Raw genomic sequence first — 17,275 nt, 5'->3', positions numbered from 1 at the left:
TCCGGCGAATCATTACAGGAAGTTAATCACATCCCCCTTCTGGGGAGCCGCGACGCCATTGGAGGGGCCAAGCCCATCCGCTAGGCTTTCAACGAGCCGAGAATCGGGGCGACGTTCTCACAGTGAAAGACCGCCGGGCGCAACCGGCAGTCGGCAGTCGCCCGGCGCGTCATGAGCTGCGCGCTCATAGCTCACATTCAGGGGATGCATTCGATCATGTCACAGAGCCATAACGACCCCGGCTACCATGGGGGCGAGGACGACGTTAAGCAGCTGCACAGTATGGGCTACGCCCAGGAGCTGTCGCGCCGCATGGGCGGATTCCAGAATTTCGCGATTTCCTTCTCCATCATCTGCATCCTGGCCGGCGGCATCACCGCCTTCCCGGCTGCGTTCAGCGCGGCCGGCGGCGCCTCGATCGGTTATGGCTGGCCGCTCGCCTGTCTCTTCGCGCTCGTCGTGTCGATCTCGCTAGGCCAGATCGCCTCGGCCTACCCGACCGCGGGCGGCATCTATCACTGGGCGTCGATGCTGGGCGGCAAGGGCTGGGGCTGGGCCGCCGCCTGGTTCAACTTGGCGGGCCTGCTCTTCGTCGTATCCTCGGTCAATTTCGGCGTGTTCCTGCTGTTCCGCGACCTCTTCCTCGCGGGCGTGCTCGGCATGGACGTGACCAGTTGGACCTCGGCCGGCATGCTGGATACCGGCTGGTGGATCCAGACCATCTTCATCACGATCATCACCGCCCTCCAGGCGATCATCAATCATCGTGGCATCCGCCTGACGACGATCCTCACCGATTTCTCGGGCTATCTGATCTTCGTCGGCTCGGTAGTCCTGACGATCGCGCTGCTGGTCTATGCGCCGAGTATCGACTTCTCGCGGCTTTTCACCTTCACCAACTACACCGGCGATGCCGGCGGCGGCGTCTGGCCGACGGTGCAGAGCTCGATCTTCATCGCATTTACACTCGGGCTTCTGCAGGGCGTCTACACGATCACCGGCTTCGACGCCTCTGGCCACACCTCGGAAGAAACCCGGAATGCCGCTGTCGAGGTGCCGAAGGGCATGTACCGATCGGTCTGGTGGTCGTTCCTCTTCGGCTACGTCATGGTCTGCGCCTTCGTACTCGCAATGCCCTCTACGGAAGAGGCTGCCAAGACGGGCTGGGGCTCCTTCAACTATGTGATGGCGTCTTCGCCGATGCCGGACATCCTGCGCAAGATCCTCTACATCGTCATCGTCGTGTCGAACTTCCTCTGCGCGCTCTCGGGTCTCACTTCCTGCTCGCGCATGCTCTATGCCTTCTCTCGTGACGGCGGCGTTCCGTTCTTCTCCGCTAGTTTGCGCAAGGTAAGCCCTGTCCACCGGACGCCTGTCAACGCAATCTGGTGGGCGGCGGGTCTGTCGATTGTCGCAACACTCTATGCAGATGCGTTCTTCGTGCTGGCTACAGGGTGCGCCGTGTTCCTCTACATCTCTTACGTCATGGCCATCGCCGCCGGGTTGAGGGTCGAGGGCAAGACCTGGACGAAGAAGGGGCCGTTTGACCTCGGCGGCCTCTCCAAGCCGATCGCCCTCTTCGCGGTCATCGGCTGCTTGATCCTGATCGCGGTTGGCGTCCAGCCCCCCAACGAAAAGGTCGGCTATCTGATTCTAGGCATGATCGTGGTTGGCGTGATCTTGTGGTACCTGATCGAGAAACGGCGTTTCCAGGGTCCACCAATCGGTGATGCGATCGCCAAGAAGCAGGCCGAGATCGCGGCCCGCGAAAAGGCTTTGGGCGCGGCCGAATAGGCCTCGCGCGAACCCGCACAATTCAACGGGTTGATGGCTACGAAAGGGCGCCCTCCGGGGCGCCCTTTCTCATTTTGACAAGCCCCCCGCGAGGGGTGCAAATAGGCGCCGGCCAAATGCCTCAAGGCCAAGAAACCCCGGGGGGAAGCACGTCATGAAGCCTGAATCCGTCCGCAGTCTCGCGGATGCCAAGAAGATCGTCGAGGAACGCGGCATCACCCATATCAAGGTCGGCGTCTTCGACATCGACGGCGTGCTGCGCGGGAAGTACATCTCGAAGGCAAAGTTTCTTTCCGCGCTCGAAAGCGGCTTCGGCTTCTGCGACGTGGTGCTGGGCTGGGACTCCAACGACCAGCTCTACGACAACACCAAATTCACCGGCTGGCACACCGCCTATCCCGATGCGCTGGTGCGCCTGATCCCCGAGAGCTGCCGCGAGATTCCGTTCGAGGAGAACACCCTCTTCTTCCTCGGCCAGTTCGTCGAGCGCGCCGAGACGGTCTGTCCGCGCGGGCTGCTGCGCCGGGTGCTGGCGAAGGCCGAGAAGATGGGCTTCAAGGCCTACGGCTCCTGCGAGTACGAGTTCTTCCTGTTCGACGAGACGCCCGAGAGCGTGCGCGAGAAGGGCTATCGCAACCTGCAGCCGATGACGCCGGGCTATTTCGGTTATTCGGGCCTGCGCTCCTCGGTCTGGTCGGAGCTCTATCACGAGATCCTCTCGACCGCCGAGACCATGCGCTTCCCGATCGAAGGCCTCCACACCGAGACGGGGCCGGGCGTGCTCGAGGCCGCGATCGCGTTCGACGAACTGCTCGAATCCGCCGACCGCGCGGCGCTCTTCAAGACCTTCATGAAGGTGCTGGCGCAGCGCCGCGGGCTGATGGCGACCTTCATGGCGAAATGGTCGAACAACTGGCCGGGCCAGAGCGGCCATATCCATCTGTCGCTCAAGGGCAAGGACGGCGCCACGGTGTTCCACGACGCCAAGCAGCCGCACAATATGAGCAAGACCATGCGCCATTTCCTCGCAGGCCAGCAGCAGCTGATGCCCGAGGTTCTCGGCATGGTGGCCTCGACGGTCAATTCCTATTCGCGGCTGATCCCGGGATTCTGGGCGCCGACCAACGCGACCTGGGGCATCGAGAACCGCACTTGTGCACTCAGGGTGATCCCCGGCTCGCCGAAGTCGCAGCGCATCGAGTATCGTATCGCCGCGGCCGACGCGAACCCTTATATCGCGCTCGCCGCGGCCCTGGCCTCGGGCCTCTATGGCATCGAGCATAAGCTCGAGCCGACCGATCCCATCGTCGGCAACGCCTACGAGCTGAAGCCCACGGCCAAGCTCGCTCTGCCGAATACCCTGTGGGACGCGGCGCAACGGCTGAAGAAATCCAAGGCGGCGAACGAGCTGTTCGGCGAGGAATTCGTCGAGCATTTCGCCGCGACCCGCGAATGGGAAGAGCGCGAGTTCCGCAAGCACATCACCGATTGGGAACTGGCGCGCTATTTCGAGATCATCTGACCTTTCTGCAAGAGGACCGACCGAACGCCATGGGCGCCATCCAGAAGACCATCACGCCGATCGACGACAGCCTCTATGTCGAGCGGCCCTATGCCAGCGCCGCCGAGATCGAGAAGGCCCTGAAGGCCGCGAAAGCGGCGCAACGGGCCTGGAAGCATGTCCCGGTCGCCGACCGTCAGAAGCTGCTGACGGCGGCGGTCAACGCCTTCGTCTCGCATCGCGACCAGATCGCCGAGGAGATCACGCGCCAGATCGGCCGGCCGATCGGCCAGTCGCCGGGCGAGGTGCGGGGCTTCGAGGAACGCGCGCGCTATATGATCGATATCGCGCCGCGCGTGCTGGCCGACATCGATGTCGGCCCCAAGCCGACCTTCACCCGCTTCATCCGCCGCGAGCCGCTGGGCGTGGTGTTCGTGGTGGCGCCCTGGAACTTCCCCTACCTGACCTCGGTCAATGCGGTGGTGCCGGCGCTGATGGCGGGCAACGCGGTGATCCTCAAGCATTCGGCCCAGACGCCGCTCTGCGCCGAGCGCTTCGGCGAGGCATTCAAGGCGGCCGGCCTCCCGGCCGGCCTGTTCCAGCATCTGGTGCTGACGCATGACGACACCGCGCAGGTGATCGGCAACCCGGCCGTCGACTATGTCGCCTTCACCGGCTCGGTCGCCGGCGGTCACGCGGTCACGCAGGCGGCCGCCAACCGCTTCATCGGGCTCGGCCTCGAGCTCGGCGGCAACGATCCGGCCTATGTGCGCCACGACGCCAACATGACGCACGCGATCGAGAACCTGGTCGACGGCGCCTTCTTCAATTCCGGCCAGTCCTGCTGCGGCATCCAGCGCATCTTCGTGCATAAGGACGTCTACAAGACGTTCGTCGACGGCTTCGTCGATCTGACCAACAGCTACAAGCTGGGCAACCCGCTCGACAAGGGCACCAATCTCGGGCCCGTCGTGCGCAGCCGGGCGGCCGACGAGATCCGCGGCCAGATCCAGAAGGCCGTGCAGGCCGGCGCCAAGGCGATGATCGATCCCAGGCATTTCGCCGCCGACAAGCCCGGCACCGCCTATCTGGCGCCGCAGGTGCTGACCCAGCTCGACAGCCGAAATCCCTTCATGCAGGAGGAGTGCTTCGGCCCCGCCGTCGGCATCGCGCCGGTCGCCTCCGACGACGAAGCCATTGCCAAGATGAACGACAATCCGTTCGGCCTCACCGCCGCGATCTGGACCGAGGACGAAGCCGCGGCCATCCGCATCGGCGACCGCGTCGAGACCGGCACCTGGTTCATGAATCGCTGCGACTATCTCGACCCCGCGCTGGCCTGGGTGGGCGTGAAGGACTCAGGCCGCGGCTGCACCCTGAGCCAGGTCGGCTACGAGTATCTGACCCGACCGAAATCCTTCCATCTGCGCACCAAGACCTGAGCCATACTTCGTCCCCTCCCCCGGAACGGCAGGACTGTCCGGGGAACGGACTCAAGGGATTCAAACGACTCATTTTTATTGTTCTAAGTCTCGCACGCCCACGGATCACGTCTAATCCATATGCGCCAACACTTTGATACGATTCATGAAAACTTTCCCCGGACACTCCTGCCGGAACGGGGGAGGGTCAGGGAGGGGGAAGACGCGATAGAGGATACCACTCAAGGCCGCTTCGCGCCGGTTTCACCGACCGAGCAGCCCCCTCCTCCGCCCTCCCCCGAAGACGGGGGAGGGGATAAATTGTCTTCTGACCTGAACCGTTTTTCGCGTGAGAGAGGCCTGATCCCATGTCCAACGACGCTGCCGCGCTGCGCGGCAATTGGAACTACCCGACCGCCATCAAGTTCGGCGTCGGCCGCATCGCCGAGCTGCCCGACATGTGCAAGGCGCTGGGCCTGAAGCGCCCGCTGATCGTCACCGATCCGGGCCTGGCCGGCCTGCCGATGATCAAGGAAGCGGTCGCGCGCAACGAGGCGGCCGGCCTCCCCACGGCCGTGTTCTCGGACATCAAGGGCAACCCCAACGGCAAGAATGTCGAGGACGGGCTCAAGGTCTATCGCGCCGGCAAGCATGACGGCGTGATCGCCTTCGGCGGCGGCAGCGCGCTCGATGCCGGCAAGGCGGTCGCGCTGATGTCGGGCCAGAAGCATCCGATCTGGGCGTTCGAGGATGTGGGCGACAATTGGAAGCTGGTCGATCCGGCCGGCATCGCGCCGATCATCGCGGTGCCCACCACATCGGGCACCGGCTCCGAGGTCGGCCGCGTCTCGGTCATCACCAACGAGCGGACGCATGAGAAGAAGCTGATCTTCCATCCGAAGGTGCAGCCCTCGATCGTGATCGAGGACCCGGCGCTCACGGTCGGGCTGCCGCCCAAGATCACGGCCGCCACCGGGATGGATGCGCTGGCGCACTGCCTCGAGGCCTATTGCGTCCCGAGCTATCACCCGATGGCCGACGGCATCGCGGTCGAAGGCATGCGGCTGATCAAGGACTGGCTGCCCGAGGCCGTGAAGAACGGCAAGAACCTCGAGGCCCGCGCTCACATGATGGCGGCGGCCACCATGGGCGCCACCGCCTTCCAGAAGGGCCTGGGTGCCATCCATTCGCTGAGCCATCCGCTGGGCGCCGTCTATGACACCCATCACGGCCTGACCAACGCCGTGGTGATGCCCTATGTGATGCAGTTCAACCGCAAGGCCATCGACGAGAAGATGACGCGGCTGGCCTCGTGGCTGGGCTTGAAGAACCCGTCCTACAACGCCGTGCTCGATTGGGTGCTGGCGCTGCGCAAGGAGATCGGCATCCCGCACACGCTGAAGGATCTGGGCGTCGACAAGAGCAAGCTCGATTCGCTGTCGCAACAGGCCTTCAACGATCCCTCGACCGGCGGCAATCCCGTGGCGGCGGGCGTGGCCGAGATGAAGCAGATGTTCATCGCCTCGATCGACGGGGTGCTGTAGGCGCTTCTTATTTCCTCTCCGCCCGCGTAGCGGGGGGAGAGGGATGCGAAGGGTTGGCGCAAGCGCAGCTTGCGCTTACCCGAAGCTGGGAGAGGCGGGCTCTTCTTGCGGCAGCACCCTCTCCCAGCTCCGGCTAAGTCTCCGCTTCGCGCGCCGGCTTTGCCGGCAATCAAACGAAACAGCGGGCCTTCGCCCGCGGCCTAAGCCTGCGCAACCCTCCCCCTCACGAATGAGGGGGAGGAAAGAGATTTTCTCTACGCGCTCTTCACCGCGTGGGCTTGCTCGGTAACAGCAACCTCACGCGGCTCCTTCTTCGCCCGCACCGCGCGCTCGGCCATCGGCACCGCCGCGAGCACGATCGCGACGCCGAGGATCTGCAGGCCCTCGAGCCGCTCGTCCAGCACCAGCCAGCCGCCGATCGCGGCGACCACGACGCTGAGGCTGCCGGCGATGCCGGCGAGATTGAGCGGCAGGCGGCCCAGCGCATAGACCACGAGGCCCTGGGCCGCGAAGGTCATGAGGCCCAGCAGCGCCATGACGCCCCACTGCTCGAGGCTGTGGGGCAACACGTCCCGTCCGCTGACGAAGCCCGCCGGCAGCAGCACCGCCGAGGCGGCGATCGTGGTCCAGAGCAGGACCGAACGCGTGCCGGCGCGCGAGCGGACCGTACCCTGCGCGATCATGGTGACGCTGTAGAGCAGCCCCGCGAGGATCGCAAAGCCGTCGCCCAGCAATTTGGGCCCGGTCTCGAGCGCGAAGCCCGAGGCGCTGCCGGCGATGACGAGCGCGGAACCGCCCAAGCCCAGGGCGATCGCGGCCCAGCCCATGCGCGCGAGATGCTGGCTCAGGAACAGCGTGCCGGCCAGCGCCACCCAGAGCGGGTAGCAATAGGCGAAGAGCTGCGCGTTGGCGGCGCTGGTGAGTTGGATCGACCAGAACCAGACGGCTATGTCGGCGCCATAGGCGGCCCCGCCGATGATGAGGAGCCAGCGGTCGCGCGCGGTCATGGCGGTCGGTTTCGCCGCCCTGCTGCCGCGCATCCCCCAGATCCAGAGCATCGGCAGCATCAGCGCCACGCGCCAGAATCCGGCGGCGGCAGGATCGATCTCGATCCAGCGCACGACCAGCGGCGTGAGCCCGGAGACGACAGCGCCGGCAAGCAGCGCGAGGAAGGCTGGATTCATGTCGGTTCTCGGTAACCAGCTAAATTGATTTTGATGGTTATAATGGAGCAGGGTTGAAGTAACCTGTCAATCGACTTATACTGGTTATATGACCTTCATCGCCCGCCAACCCGGCACCCCCATCGCCCAGCTCGACCATCGGGCCGGTCATCGCTGCCTCGATTTCGTGAACAGCTTGGTCGCGACCAACGAGCCGGTGCCGCGCGACTCCCTGCTCACCCCGTCAGACTATCGCATCTGGGCCGGCATGGCCGGCGTCGCCGTCGATCCCCCCGAGAGCGAGACCGCGGATCAAGCGGCCCTGGAACGCGCGCGCGAGCTCCGGGAGTCGATCCTTCAGATCCTGACCGCGATGCTCGACGGAAGGCCGACGCCCGCGGCCGCAGTCGAGCATCTGACCGAGGAAGCCGCCCGCTCCTTCCGTTCGCGCCGGCTCGCTCCCGCCGACGGCCATCTCGCCTGGCAGCGCACGCGCCGGGATCTCGATTCCGTGACCGACCTGCTTGCGGCCGAGGCGGCCGAGCTGTTCTCGCGGCCCGAGCCCCTGCCGCTCAAGCGCTGCATCGGCAGCAATTGCGGCTGGTTCTTCCTCGACACCAGCCGCAACAAATCGCGCCACTGGTGCTCGATGACCGATTGCGGCAATCGCGCCAAGGCGCGCCGTCACCGCGCGCGCCGGCAGGAAGAGCGCGCGGGGTAAGGACGTCGGTCAGATCGCCGGCAGCCGCGCCTTGACGCGCGGCACCGCGAATTCGAGAAACGCCTGCAGCTTGCGCGGCATCAGGCGCCCGCTGGGATAGACGAAGCTCAAGGGCGCGGGATCGGGCTCATAGTCGCGCAACACGCGCTCGAGGCGCCCCGCCTTGATCGCCTCGACGACCTGATAGCCGCGCACCTGCGTCAGGCCCGCGCCGGCAATGGCCGCATCGATGGCGGCCTCGGCGGTCGTGGTCGACAATCTCGAACGCACCGGCACTTCCCTGACCGATTTGCCGATCTTGAACGACCAGAGCCTGGCGGTGGGGCTCGTCGTCGCCGTCACGCAATCATGGTCGGCCAGGTCTTCGGGCCGGCCGGGATATCCGCGCGCGGCCAGATAGGCAGGGCTGGCGCAGACGACGAAGCCAATGGAGCCGAGACGCGCGGCGATCAGGCTGCTGTCGGGCAGCTCGCTGATCCGCACCGCCAGGTCGACATCTTCCTCGAGCAGCTCGACCAGGCGATCGACCAGCAGCAGCTTGATCTCGACCTCGGGATAGGCGCGCAGGAACTCCACCACCACCGGCAGGATGTGGAGGCGCCCGAAGACGATCGGCGCCGTGATGGTGAGCGCGCCGCGCGGAATCCGATATTCGCCCGAGGCCGCCCGCTCGGCCTCGCCGAGGGTTTCCAGGATCCGTCGCGCGGATTCGAAATAGACGCGGCCGCTCTCGGTGAGGGTGATCTGCCGCGTCGAGCGGTTGATGAGCCGGACCTTGAGCAGTTCCTCGAGCTCCGAAACCTTCCGGCTCACCGTCGCCAGCGGGATCCGGAGACGACGCGCGGCGGCGGAGAAGCCATGAGCCTCGGCCACGGCGACGAACACCGACATCGATTCAAACCGATCCATCGCCATTTCCGTAAAATGGAAGATACATTCCAAATACTGCCAGATAGTCACGCCTGATGGAAAGGATCAGATAGCGGTCATGAAGGCCCGACCAAGCATCCCGGGCCCCCAACCAGGAGATCCGCCATGACCCGCATCGCGACACCCGCTTCGATCGACGCCGCCCCCGCGGCCGCAAGGCCCGCCCTCGAGGCCGTGAAGAAGCAGCTCGGCAGCGTCCCCAACCTCTTCCGCGTCGTCGCCAACAGCCCGGCGGCCCTGGAGGGTTATCTCGGCCTCAATGGTGCGCTCGCCAAAGGCACGCTCGACGCCCGCACCCGCGAGCGGATCGCGCTCACGGTCGCGGAGATCAATGGCTGCGGCTACTGCCTGTCGGCCCACAGCTATCTCGGCAAGAACCTGGCCAGGCTCGACGACGCCGAGATCGCCGCCAACCGGCGCGCCACTTCCGCCGATCCCAAGGCGGCGGCCGCGCTCCGCTTCGCCGCCCAGGTCGTGTCGGAGCGAGGTCACGTGACCGACGCCGACATCGCCGCGGTGAAGGGTGCCGGCTATGACGACGCGCAGATCGTCGAGATCGTGCTGCATGTCGCGCTCAACATCCTGACCAACTATGTCAACGAGGTTGCGAAGACCGAGATCGACTTCCCGGTCGTTCAGGCATCCCAGCGCGTCGCCTGAGGCCCGCGGTTCCCTCCCACCAATATCCGGATCCAATCATGAGCAAGATCACAGCTCCGATCGTCGCGGTCGGCAACCTTCCGGGTTCAATCGCCCTTGACCAGGCCGCCACCGTCGAGCCCGTCGCCTACAAGTTCGCCAGGGTGCGCGAGCTCGACATCTTCTACCGCGAGGCCGGACCGAAGACGGCCCCCACCCTGCTGCTGTTGCACGGGTTTCCCTCCTCGTCGCACATGTTCCGCGATCTGATCCCGCTGCTGGCGACCACGTATCACGTGGTGGCACCGGACTATCCGGGCTTCGGTCATTCGAGCGCGCCGTCGCCCGATGAGTTCACCTACACCTTCGGCAACCTCGCGGATGTGGTGGACGAGTTCACGGCCGCCGTCGGCCTCACGCGCTACGTCGTCTATATGCAGGACTATGGCGGGCCGGTCGGCATGCACCTCGCGCTGAAGCATCCGGAAGGAGTGCGGGGCCTCGTGGTTCAGAATGCCGTCGTGAACGTCGAAGGCTGGAGTCCCGAGATCGTGCGGGACTTCACTCCCGCCTGGACCCATCGCACCGCAGTGACAGAAGAATCCCTCCGGGCCATCCTGCAGTCCACCAGGTTCCAATACACGCAAGGCGCAACGCGGGTGGATCGGATCAATCCGGATGCGTGGCTCTTCGATCAGGCCCTTTTGGACCGGCCGGGCAGCGACAAGATCCAGCTGGAGCTGCTTTACCAGTACAAGGACAACATCGCCCGCTATCCCGATTGGCAGAGATATCTGAGGGCCGCGCAGCCGCCGATCCTCGTGGCATGGGGCGACAACGACCCGATCTTCACCATCCAGGGGCGGGACTTCTTCAAGACCCTGGTGCCAACCGCCGAGATTCGCGGCTTCGATGCCGGGCATTTCGCGCTGGAGACGCATGGGCCCGAGATCGCGGCCGAGATCCTGGCGTTCCTCGACCGTCTCCGGAGCCCCATGTGAAGACAGGAGCGGCCGATGGCTCTCAGTGAAGCGCGCCGCACGACACGGGTCGCCGCGGCCCTGTCGCTCGCCGGTTTCCTTGCCTCGCCTCTATTCACGCCCACAGCGGCGGTGGCGCAGACCCAGATTGCCGGTAACGCCTTGAGCCTCGACCTCGCGATGGAGGCGGCGGCGGAATCCGTGCGGGTTTGCGGCGAACATGGATGGCATGTGAGCGTCTCCGTCGTCGACAGCGCCGGCGATGTGAAGCTCCAGGCGAAAGGCGACGGCAGCACCGTCCATACCAAGGATGCAAGCTTCCGCAAGGCCTATACGACGGTGACATTCGGACCGATCTTCGGTTTCGACCGCTTGGGCGACTGGGTGGAGAAGCTCAAGACCAATCCCTACGCATCGGCCTACGCATCCCTGCCCAATATCTTTCTGCTGCCGGGTGCGGTCGCCGTGAAAGTCAAAGGCGAGATCGTCGCTGCCATCGGCGTCGGCGGCGCTCCGGGCGGGCAGAACGACGAGATCTGCGCCGAGGCCGGTCTCGCCAGGATCCAGAATCGTCTGGCGCAATAATGTCTCGATACCAAGGAGGCAACCATGAACACCGACCGGGTCTATTCCAGCGATGTCGCCTTCTCGCCGGCCGTGAAGAACATCCAGACGCGCAAGGGTTCCCGGCGGTCCTATGCGCGCATCGAAGAGCAGGGCGCCTGGCAGACTCGGGTGACGCCCGACCTGGCCGAATTCATCGGCGCGCAGACCAGCGTCTTCCTCGCCACCGCCAACAGCCAGGGCCAGCCCTACATCCAGCATCGCGGCGGCCCGCCCGGGTTCCTGAAGGTGCTGGACGACCGGACCATCGGGTTCGCCGACTTCGCCGGCAACCGGCAGTACATCACGCAAGGCAACCTCGCCGAGAATCCCAAGGCCCAGCTCTTCCTCATCGACTACGCCCACCGGCGACGCATCAAGATCTGGGGCGAGGCCCGCGTGGTCGAAGACGATGCCGAGCTGATCGCCAAGTTGATGCCGCAAGGTTATAGGGCGCGTCCCGAGCAGGCGATCCTCTTCACCGTTTCCGCCTGGGATTCGAACTGCCCGCAACATATTCCGCAGCGCTTCGAGGCCACCGATGTTGCTGCGGCACTGCAGGAACGCGACGAGCGCATCGAAGTTCTGGAAGCGGAGAACGCGCGCCTGCGGGAAGCGGAAAGAACCGGTGGCACGAAGAGCCCGTGATGCGGCGATAACATTTATGCATGACGGCGCCCATCGTGCCGGAGACGCTCGAGGCAGCCGGCACGCGGCTTCAACTCTTCGAGAGCTTGCCTTCCGGCGCCTCATTCGCTGCCCGATGACAGAAAAATCAAGCGAACGTGAGTAGTGTGAATCAAATCCGATGGTCATCCTCTGGCCATCGCCAACCCCAACAAGGAGACGCCCACATGAAGGCAAGAATCGTAACCGCAACCACCATCGCCGGCGCTATCACCCTCGCGCTCCTCAGCAGCGCCAAGGCCGGTCCCGCCGCTGTGCCCGATTTCAAGAACGAGAAATGCTACGGCATCGCGCAGGCCGGCAAGAACGACTGCCAGACGGCCACCCATTCCTGCGCCGGCAGCTCGACCAAGGCCGGCGACCCGGCCTCCTGGATCTATGTGCCCGCGGGCACCTGCAGCAAGATCGTCGGCGGCATGATGCAGCCGATGTGACGATGCCTTCAATGCATTGGCGTCCGATAACGGCCTGAAGATTCCTGCGGTCCGTCGAAGGGCGATGCCCTTCCTCGGACCGCAGCTCCCTTGCGTGACGGAGAGCCTCTCCGTCGAATTCCGGAATGCGAGTCCCCATCGTGTCAGATCACCGGCCGGCCGGCGGCGTTGCCGTCGCGGCGCGTTCGCTCATCGAATGGCTCGAACGAGTGCCTCTGGCATTGCCGGAGCTGGTGCTGCGCCTCGGCGTCGCGCTCGCCTTCTGGCGCTCCGGCCTGACCAAGCTGCCCTTCGGCAATCCCACCACCCTCACCTTGTTCAGCGAGGAATACCGGGTTCCGATCCTGCCGCCCGAGCTCGCCGCCTATCTTGCCACGAGCCTCGAACTGACCTGCCCCATACTCCTCGTGCTGGGCGTTCTGACGCGACCCGCCGCGGCGGCCCTGCTGGCGCAGACGCTGGTGATCCAGACCTTCGTCTATCCGGAGAATTATCCGGACCATCTGCTCTGGGCCGGTCCCCTGCTCTATCTGCTGCTGCGCGGCCCCGGCCGCTGGTCGATCGACGCCTTCATCCGCCACCGGGCCATCGGTCGCGCCTGACGACGCGTCAGCGCTGAAGCGGCAGCCCCGCCTCCGCCGAAACCCGATCGCCGCGAAACGCCTCGATCCTGGCCGCCAGCGCTCCCGGATCGCTCCAGGCAAGCGGCTCCCCCGATTTCCAGACCGCGCGCAGCCAGCCTTGCGGATCGGCGAGGAACTGCATTCCTCCCAGGGACTCCCCGTCGACACCGGCGATGACCGCATAGGCCGTCCAGGCGGCGGGATCGTCGGCAACGCAAAGACCGCCGGTCTCCTCGATCTGGCGATCTCGCGCCAGCGCAATCACAACCAGCCGGGCCGCCAGCGCTTCCGGCAGAGGCGGCAGATCCGTCTCGTCCGACCGCAGCGCGACGATGAGCGCGGCCTTGTCCTTGAGATCCGACAGCGTGATCCTGCCCCCGCCGGCGCAAGTCGCGGCGAAATCCGGCGCCAGGAGGGCATGAGGCCATTGCCCGGTTGCGCCGAACACCGCGCCGGCATTGTGGGCGCGCAGGAAATCGATCAACGCCCAAAGATCGGATTCCGGAAGAACATCGGCGAAGCCCGGCATGACGACCGTGCCTTGCGGCCGTTCGATCCCTTGCGACAGCCAGCCGAACAGCTCGCGATCGCTATGGTTCCAGAGATGCTGTGCGGTCAGGTCCGCCGGCGGGACCGGCAGGGCTTTCGCATCCGGGCCGTCGCCCCGGCCGGTCGCGCCATGGCAACGGGCGCATTGCACGGGAAAGAGCACCGCGCCCCGTGCGATCGTGGCCGCCGCGAAGCCGGTGGGCGAATGTTCGAAGGCGGGTGGAAAGGCCGACTTCAACCGCTGGATCAGTGGCGGAACGATCCAGACGGCCATGACCGCGGCGAGGATCAGCGCCAGCAGCGGCGCGAGGATCCGTCGAGCCTGGCCCCTCGTCATGGCTATCCCGCATCACCTTCTGGCGAAGATGTCGCCGGTCCTAGCCCTCTTCCGCCAGCGACAGCAGCGAGGCATTGCCGCCCGCGGCCGTGGTGTCGATGGTGAGCGTCCGCTCGACCGCGAAGCGATGGAGATAATGCGGGCCGCCGGCCTTGGGGCCGGTGCCCGACAGGCCTTCGCCGCCGAAGGGCTGCACGCCGACCACGGCACCGATCATATTGCGGTTCACATAGGTGTTGCCGGCCCTGACCCGTTCCCAGACGCGGCGCTGGGTGGAATCGATGCGGCTATGGACGCCGAGCGTCAGGCCGTAGCCGGTGGCGTTGATCGCGTCGATCACCTCGTCGAGCTGGTCGGCACGCCAATGGACGATATGGAGCACCGGCCCGAACACCTCGCGCGTCAGGCGCGACAGGGAATCGAGCACATAGGCGCGGGGCGCGAAGTAATGGCCGGGCGGCAGGTCCTGGCCGAGCTTCATTTCATAGAGCAGCCGGCTCTCCCGACCCATGCGCTGGGCATGGGCTTCGAGCATCTGCTTCGCGCCCTCGTCGATGACGGGTCCGATATCGGTCTCCAGCAGCGCCGGATCGCCGACCTTGAGCTCCTCCATTGCGCCCGCCAGCATCTTCTCGAGCTTGGGCGCGATGTCCTGCTGCACGAAGAGCACGCGCAGGGCCGAGCAGCGCTGGCCGGCACTCTGCAGCCCCGAGATCAGCACGTCGCGCACCACCTGCTCCGGCAGCGCCGAGGAATCCACGATCATCGCGTTCTGACCGCCGGTCTCGGCGATCAGCGGCACGATCGGCCCGTCCTTGGCCGCGAGCGCGCGGTTGATCCCGCGCGCCACCTCGGTCGAACCGGTGAAGGCGACGCCAGCGACGCGCGGGTCGGCTACCAAGGGCGCGCCGACCTTCTCGCCATCGCCCGGCAGGAGATGCAGCACATCGGCCGGAATGCCCGCCTGATGCAGGATCCGCACGGCGGCGGCCGCGATCAGCGGCGTCTGCTCGGCGGGCTTGGCGATGACGCAATTGCCGCTGACCAGCGCCGCCGTCACCTGGCCCGAGAAGATCGCGAGCGGGAAATTCCAGGGCGATATGCAGGCGAAGACGCCGCGGCCCGCGAAGCGCAGCTCGTTGCGCTCGCCGGTCGGGCCCGGCAGCCGCAGCGGCTGCGCGAAGTCGGCCCGCGCCCGGGCCGCGTAGTAGCGGCAGAAATCGACCGCCTCGCGCACCTCGGCCAGCGCGTCCGGCACGGTCTTGCCGGCCTCGGCGATGGCGAGCCCCATCAGCCGCGGCAGCTCCGCCTCCATCAGGTCGGCGGCGCGGTCGAGACATAGCGCGCGGGTTTCGGCCGGCGTGCGCGACCAGTCCTCATGCGCGCGCGAGGCGCGCGCCAGGGCTTCATCGAGCTCGGGCGCGCCCGCCTCCACCACCTGGCCGACGGTGCGGCGCAGATCGGCGGGATTGAGGATCGGGCGCGCATTGCCGCTGCGGGCGCGGCCGCCGACGATGGGGGCCGCCTGATGCGTCTCCTTCACCACTTGGCCCATGGCGCGGTCGAGCGGCAGGAGCTCGGCCAGGTCGGTCAGGTCGATGCCCTTGGAATTCTTGCGTTCAGGGCCGAAGAGATCGCGCGGCAGCGGGATATGCGGATGGGGCTTGTGCAGCAGCCGGCGCACGCGGCTCGCCGGATCGGCGATCAGGTCGTCCAGTGGCGCCTTCTCGTCGACGATGCGGTTGACGAAGGAGGTGTTGGCGCCGTTCTCCAGCAGGCGGCGCACCAGATAGGCCAGAAGATCCTCATGGCTGCCCACTGGCGCATAGATGCGCACGGCGCGGCCGAGCGTCTCGGGGGGTGCCACCTCCTCATAGAGCGCGTCGCCCATGCCATGGAGCCGCTGAAATTCGAAGTCGGTGGAATTTCCCGCCATCTCCAGCACGGCCGCCAGGGTATGGGCATTGTGGGTCGCGAATTGCGGATAGAAGCAGACGGGCTCCGCCAGCAGCTTGCGCGCGCAGGCGATGTAGGAGAGGTCGGTCGAGAGCTTGCGGGTGAAGACCGGATAGCCCGGAAGCCCCCGCTCCTGGCTCTGCTTCACCTCGCTGTCCCAATAGGCGCCCTTGACCAGGCGCACCATCAGGCGGCGCTGGTGGCGGCGCGCCATGTCGGCCAGCCAGTCGATCAGGTCGAAGCAGCGCTTCTGATAAGCCTGGATGGCGAGGCCGAAGCCGTTCCAGCCCTTGAGCGTCGGATCGCCCGCGACCGCCTCGATCACATCGAGCGAGAGATCGAGCCGCTCGGCCTCCTCGGCATCGACGGTGAAGCCGATGCCGACATCCTTCGCCATCCGCGCCAGCTTGGCCAGGCGCGGCACCAGCTCGGTCATGATGCGGGTCGATTTGGCGAACTCGTAACGCGGATGGAGCGCCGACAGCTTGACCGAGATTCCGGGCGATTCGATCGGGCCCTTTCCCTTCGCGGCGGCGCCGATGGCGCGGATCGCCTGCTGATAGGCCTGATCGTAGCGCTCGGCATCCGCCATGGTGCGCGCGGATTCGCCCAGCATGTCGTAGGAATAGCGGAAGCCCTTCTTCTCGAGGACGCGGGCGCGCTCGAGCGCCTCCTCGATATTGCGCCCCATCACGAATTGCCGCCCGAGGATGCGCATCGCCTGCATCACCGCCTGGCGGATCACGGGCTCGCCGCTGCGCGACACCAGCCGCTTCAGCACGCCCGCCAGATCCGAGCCGCCGCGCTCGAGGCGCATGACGCGCCCGGTGAGCATCAGCGCCCAGGTCGAGGCATTGACGAACATCGAGTCCGACGAGCCCAGATGCTTCTCCCAGTCGGCATCGGCGAGCTTGTCCTTGATCAGCCGGTCGGCCGTCTCCGCATCGGGAATGCGCAGCAGCGCCTCGGCCAGGCACATCAGCACCACGCCCTCGCGGCTCGACAGCTCGTACTCATGGAGGAAGGCATCGAGCCCGCCCTGGCCGACACGCCGGCTCCGCACCTCCTGCACCAGATTGCGCGCGCGGGTCGCGATGCGGTCGAGCATGTCGGTCGGCAGCGAGGCCGCGATCAGCAGGCGCTCGACGCAGTCGGCTTCGTCGGCGCGATAGATCTCGCGCAGGCGTTGACGCAACGGGCCGGCAGCTTCAGGCGGATCGCGGAAGATCATGGGGGGTTCGGGGCCGGCCGGAGCCGCTTTCGGAAAACGAGGCAGGTTCGCCGAGACCGGCCTCGCCCCTGACCTGCCGACGGGAGGAAGCGGCCGGCCGCCCTGACGGCGGCCGGCCCTAGACCTATCGCCCCGAAACGGCGCTGGCAAGGCGGAGGCTTT

Annotated in this window: 15 protein-coding genes; 11 read left to right on the top strand and 4 right to left on the bottom strand. The window is 66.1% G+C overall.

Annotated features, from left to right (window positions below):
- Positions 1–216: 216 nt before the first annotated feature.
- From FRZ44_RS06870 to FRZ44_RS06855, 4 genes are all read left to right on the top strand, one after another.
- Positions 217–1,794: an amino acid permease gene (locus tag FRZ44_RS06870; protein ID WP_151176487.1), complete on the top strand. Its 1,578-nt coding sequence runs from the start codon at positions 217–219 to the stop codon at positions 1,792–1,794.
- A gap of 154 nt (positions 1,795–1,948) precedes the next feature.
- Positions 1,949–3,316 carry a glutamine synthetase family protein gene (locus tag FRZ44_RS06865; protein ID WP_151176486.1) on the top strand — a complete coding sequence of 456 codons (1,368 nt, stop codon included), beginning with the start codon at positions 1,949–1,951 and terminating at the stop codon, positions 3,314–3,316.
- Between the two features lie 29 nt (positions 3,317–3,345).
- Positions 3,346–4,737, top strand: coding sequence for an aldehyde dehydrogenase family protein (locus FRZ44_RS06860; RefSeq protein ID WP_151176485.1), 1,392 nt, complete (start codon positions 3,346–3,348; stop codon positions 4,735–4,737).
- Between the two features lie 347 nt (positions 4,738–5,084).
- Positions 5,085–6,260 carry an iron-containing alcohol dehydrogenase gene (locus tag FRZ44_RS06855; RefSeq protein ID WP_151176484.1) on the top strand — a complete coding sequence of 392 codons (1,176 nt, stop codon included), beginning with the start codon at positions 5,085–5,087 and terminating at the stop codon, positions 6,258–6,260.
- Positions 6,261–6,514: 254 nt separating this feature from the next.
- Here the strand turns inward: FRZ44_RS06855 and FRZ44_RS06850 are convergent, their stop codons facing one another.
- Positions 6,515–7,444: a DMT family transporter gene (locus FRZ44_RS06850; protein ID WP_151176483.1), complete on the bottom strand. Its 930-nt coding sequence runs from the start codon at positions 7,442–7,444 to the stop codon at positions 6,515–6,517.
- 88 nt (positions 7,445–7,532) lie between these two features.
- On the opposite strand from FRZ44_RS06850, the gene FRZ44_RS06845 reads away from it, so the two are divergent.
- Complete coding sequence (locus FRZ44_RS06845; protein ID WP_151176482.1) at positions 7,533–8,144, top strand: CGNR zinc finger domain-containing protein; 612 nt, start codon at positions 7,533–7,535, stop codon at positions 8,142–8,144.
- 9 nt (positions 8,145–8,153) lie between these two features.
- Here the strand turns inward: FRZ44_RS06845 and FRZ44_RS06840 are convergent, their stop codons facing one another.
- Positions 8,154–9,053, bottom strand: coding sequence for a LysR family transcriptional regulator (locus tag FRZ44_RS06840; RefSeq protein WP_151176481.1), 900 nt, complete (start codon positions 9,051–9,053; stop codon positions 8,154–8,156).
- A gap of 126 nt (positions 9,054–9,179) precedes the next feature.
- On the opposite strand from FRZ44_RS06840, the gene FRZ44_RS06835 reads away from it, so the two are divergent.
- From FRZ44_RS06835 to FRZ44_RS06810, 6 genes are all read left to right on the top strand, one after another.
- Positions 9,180–9,734 (top strand): carboxymuconolactone decarboxylase family protein, encoded by a 555-nt coding sequence (locus tag FRZ44_RS06835; protein ID WP_151176480.1) that lies wholly within the window; start codon positions 9,180–9,182, stop codon positions 9,732–9,734.
- A gap of 38 nt (positions 9,735–9,772) precedes the next feature.
- On the top strand, positions 9,773–10,714 hold the full coding sequence (locus FRZ44_RS06830; RefSeq protein WP_151176479.1) for an alpha/beta fold hydrolase: 942 nt from the start codon (positions 9,773–9,775) through the stop codon (positions 10,712–10,714).
- Between the two features lie 15 nt (positions 10,715–10,729).
- The gene (locus FRZ44_RS06825; RefSeq protein WP_151176478.1) at positions 10,730–11,278 is read left to right on the top strand and encodes a GlcG/HbpS family heme-binding protein; all 549 of its coding nucleotides are present in this window, start codon (positions 10,730–10,732) and stop codon (positions 11,276–11,278) included.
- Between the two features lie 24 nt (positions 11,279–11,302).
- Positions 11,303–11,944 carry a pyridoxamine 5'-phosphate oxidase family protein gene (locus tag FRZ44_RS06820; protein WP_151176477.1) on the top strand — a complete coding sequence of 214 codons (642 nt, stop codon included), beginning with the start codon at positions 11,303–11,305 and terminating at the stop codon, positions 11,942–11,944.
- A gap of 206 nt (positions 11,945–12,150) precedes the next feature.
- Complete coding sequence (locus FRZ44_RS06815; RefSeq protein ID WP_151176476.1) at positions 12,151–12,417, top strand: BufA1 family periplasmic bufferin-type metallophore; 267 nt, start codon at positions 12,151–12,153, stop codon at positions 12,415–12,417.
- Positions 12,418–12,557: 140 nt separating this feature from the next.
- A complete protein-coding gene (locus FRZ44_RS06810; RefSeq protein WP_225308579.1) occupies positions 12,558–13,019 on the top strand; it encodes a DoxX family protein in 462 nt (153 codons plus the stop codon).
- 7 nt (positions 13,020–13,026) lie between these two features.
- On the opposite strand, the gene FRZ44_RS06805 is transcribed toward FRZ44_RS06810, so the two are convergent.
- Entirely contained in the window at positions 13,027–13,926 is a 900-nt protein-coding gene (locus FRZ44_RS06805; protein ID WP_151176474.1) for a c-type cytochrome, read from the bottom strand.
- Between the two features lie 40 nt (positions 13,927–13,966).
- Positions 13,967–17,113 carry a bifunctional proline dehydrogenase/L-glutamate gamma-semialdehyde dehydrogenase PutA gene (gene putA, locus FRZ44_RS06800; RefSeq protein WP_151176473.1) on the bottom strand — a complete coding sequence of 1,049 codons (3,147 nt, stop codon included), beginning with the start codon at positions 17,111–17,113 and terminating at the stop codon, positions 13,967–13,969.
- Positions 17,114–17,275: the final 162 nt, after the last annotated feature.

The sequence above is a fragment of the Hypericibacter terrae genome (genome assembly GCF_008728855.1).
In the GTDB taxonomy this organism is placed as follows: Bacteria; Pseudomonadota; Alphaproteobacteria; order Dongiales; family Dongiaceae; genus Hypericibacter; species Hypericibacter terrae.
This window is presented reverse-complemented; position numbering and strand designations above follow the sequence as displayed.

Bases quoted from the DNA above. Each gene is read 5' to 3' on its own strand.
- FRZ44_RS06860 (WP_151176485.1), top strand. From the start codon at position 3,346: ATGGGCGCCATCCAGAAGACCATCACGCCGATCGACGACAGCCTCTAT.
- FRZ44_RS06830 (WP_151176479.1), top strand. From the start codon at position 9,773: ATGAGCAAGATCACAGCTCCGATCGTCGCGGTCGGCAACCTTCCGGGT.
- FRZ44_RS06820 (WP_151176477.1), top strand. From the start codon at position 11,303: ATGAACACCGACCGGGTCTATTCCAGCGATGTCGCCTTCTCGCCGGCC.
- FRZ44_RS06805 (WP_151176474.1), bottom strand. From the start codon at position 13,926: ATGACGAGGGGCCAGGCTCGACGGATCCTCGCGCCGCTGCTGGCGCTG.
- FRZ44_RS06850 (WP_151176483.1), bottom strand. From the start codon at position 7,444: ATGAATCCAGCCTTCCTCGCGCTGCTTGCCGGCGCTGTCGTCTCCGGG.
- FRZ44_RS06845 (WP_151176482.1), top strand. From the start codon at position 7,533: ATGACCTTCATCGCCCGCCAACCCGGCACCCCCATCGCCCAGCTCGAC.
- FRZ44_RS06870 (WP_151176487.1), top strand. From the start codon at position 217: ATGTCACAGAGCCATAACGACCCCGGCTACCATGGGGGCGAGGACGAC.
- FRZ44_RS06865 (WP_151176486.1), top strand. From the start codon at position 1,949: ATGAAGCCTGAATCCGTCCGCAGTCTCGCGGATGCCAAGAAGATCGTC.
- FRZ44_RS06855 (WP_151176484.1), top strand. From the start codon at position 5,085: ATGTCCAACGACGCTGCCGCGCTGCGCGGCAATTGGAACTACCCGACC.
- putA (WP_151176473.1), bottom strand. From the start codon at position 17,113: ATGATCTTCCGCGATCCGCCTGAAGCTGCCGGCCCGTTGCGTCAACGC.
- FRZ44_RS06815 (WP_151176476.1), top strand. From the start codon at position 12,151: ATGAAGGCAAGAATCGTAACCGCAACCACCATCGCCGGCGCTATCACC.
- FRZ44_RS06840 (WP_151176481.1), bottom strand. From the start codon at position 9,053: ATGGATCGGTTTGAATCGATGTCGGTGTTCGTCGCCGTGGCCGAGGCT.
- FRZ44_RS06835 (WP_151176480.1), top strand. From the start codon at position 9,180: ATGACCCGCATCGCGACACCCGCTTCGATCGACGCCGCCCCCGCGGCC.
- FRZ44_RS06825 (WP_151176478.1), top strand. From the start codon at position 10,730: ATGGCTCTCAGTGAAGCGCGCCGCACGACACGGGTCGCCGCGGCCCTG.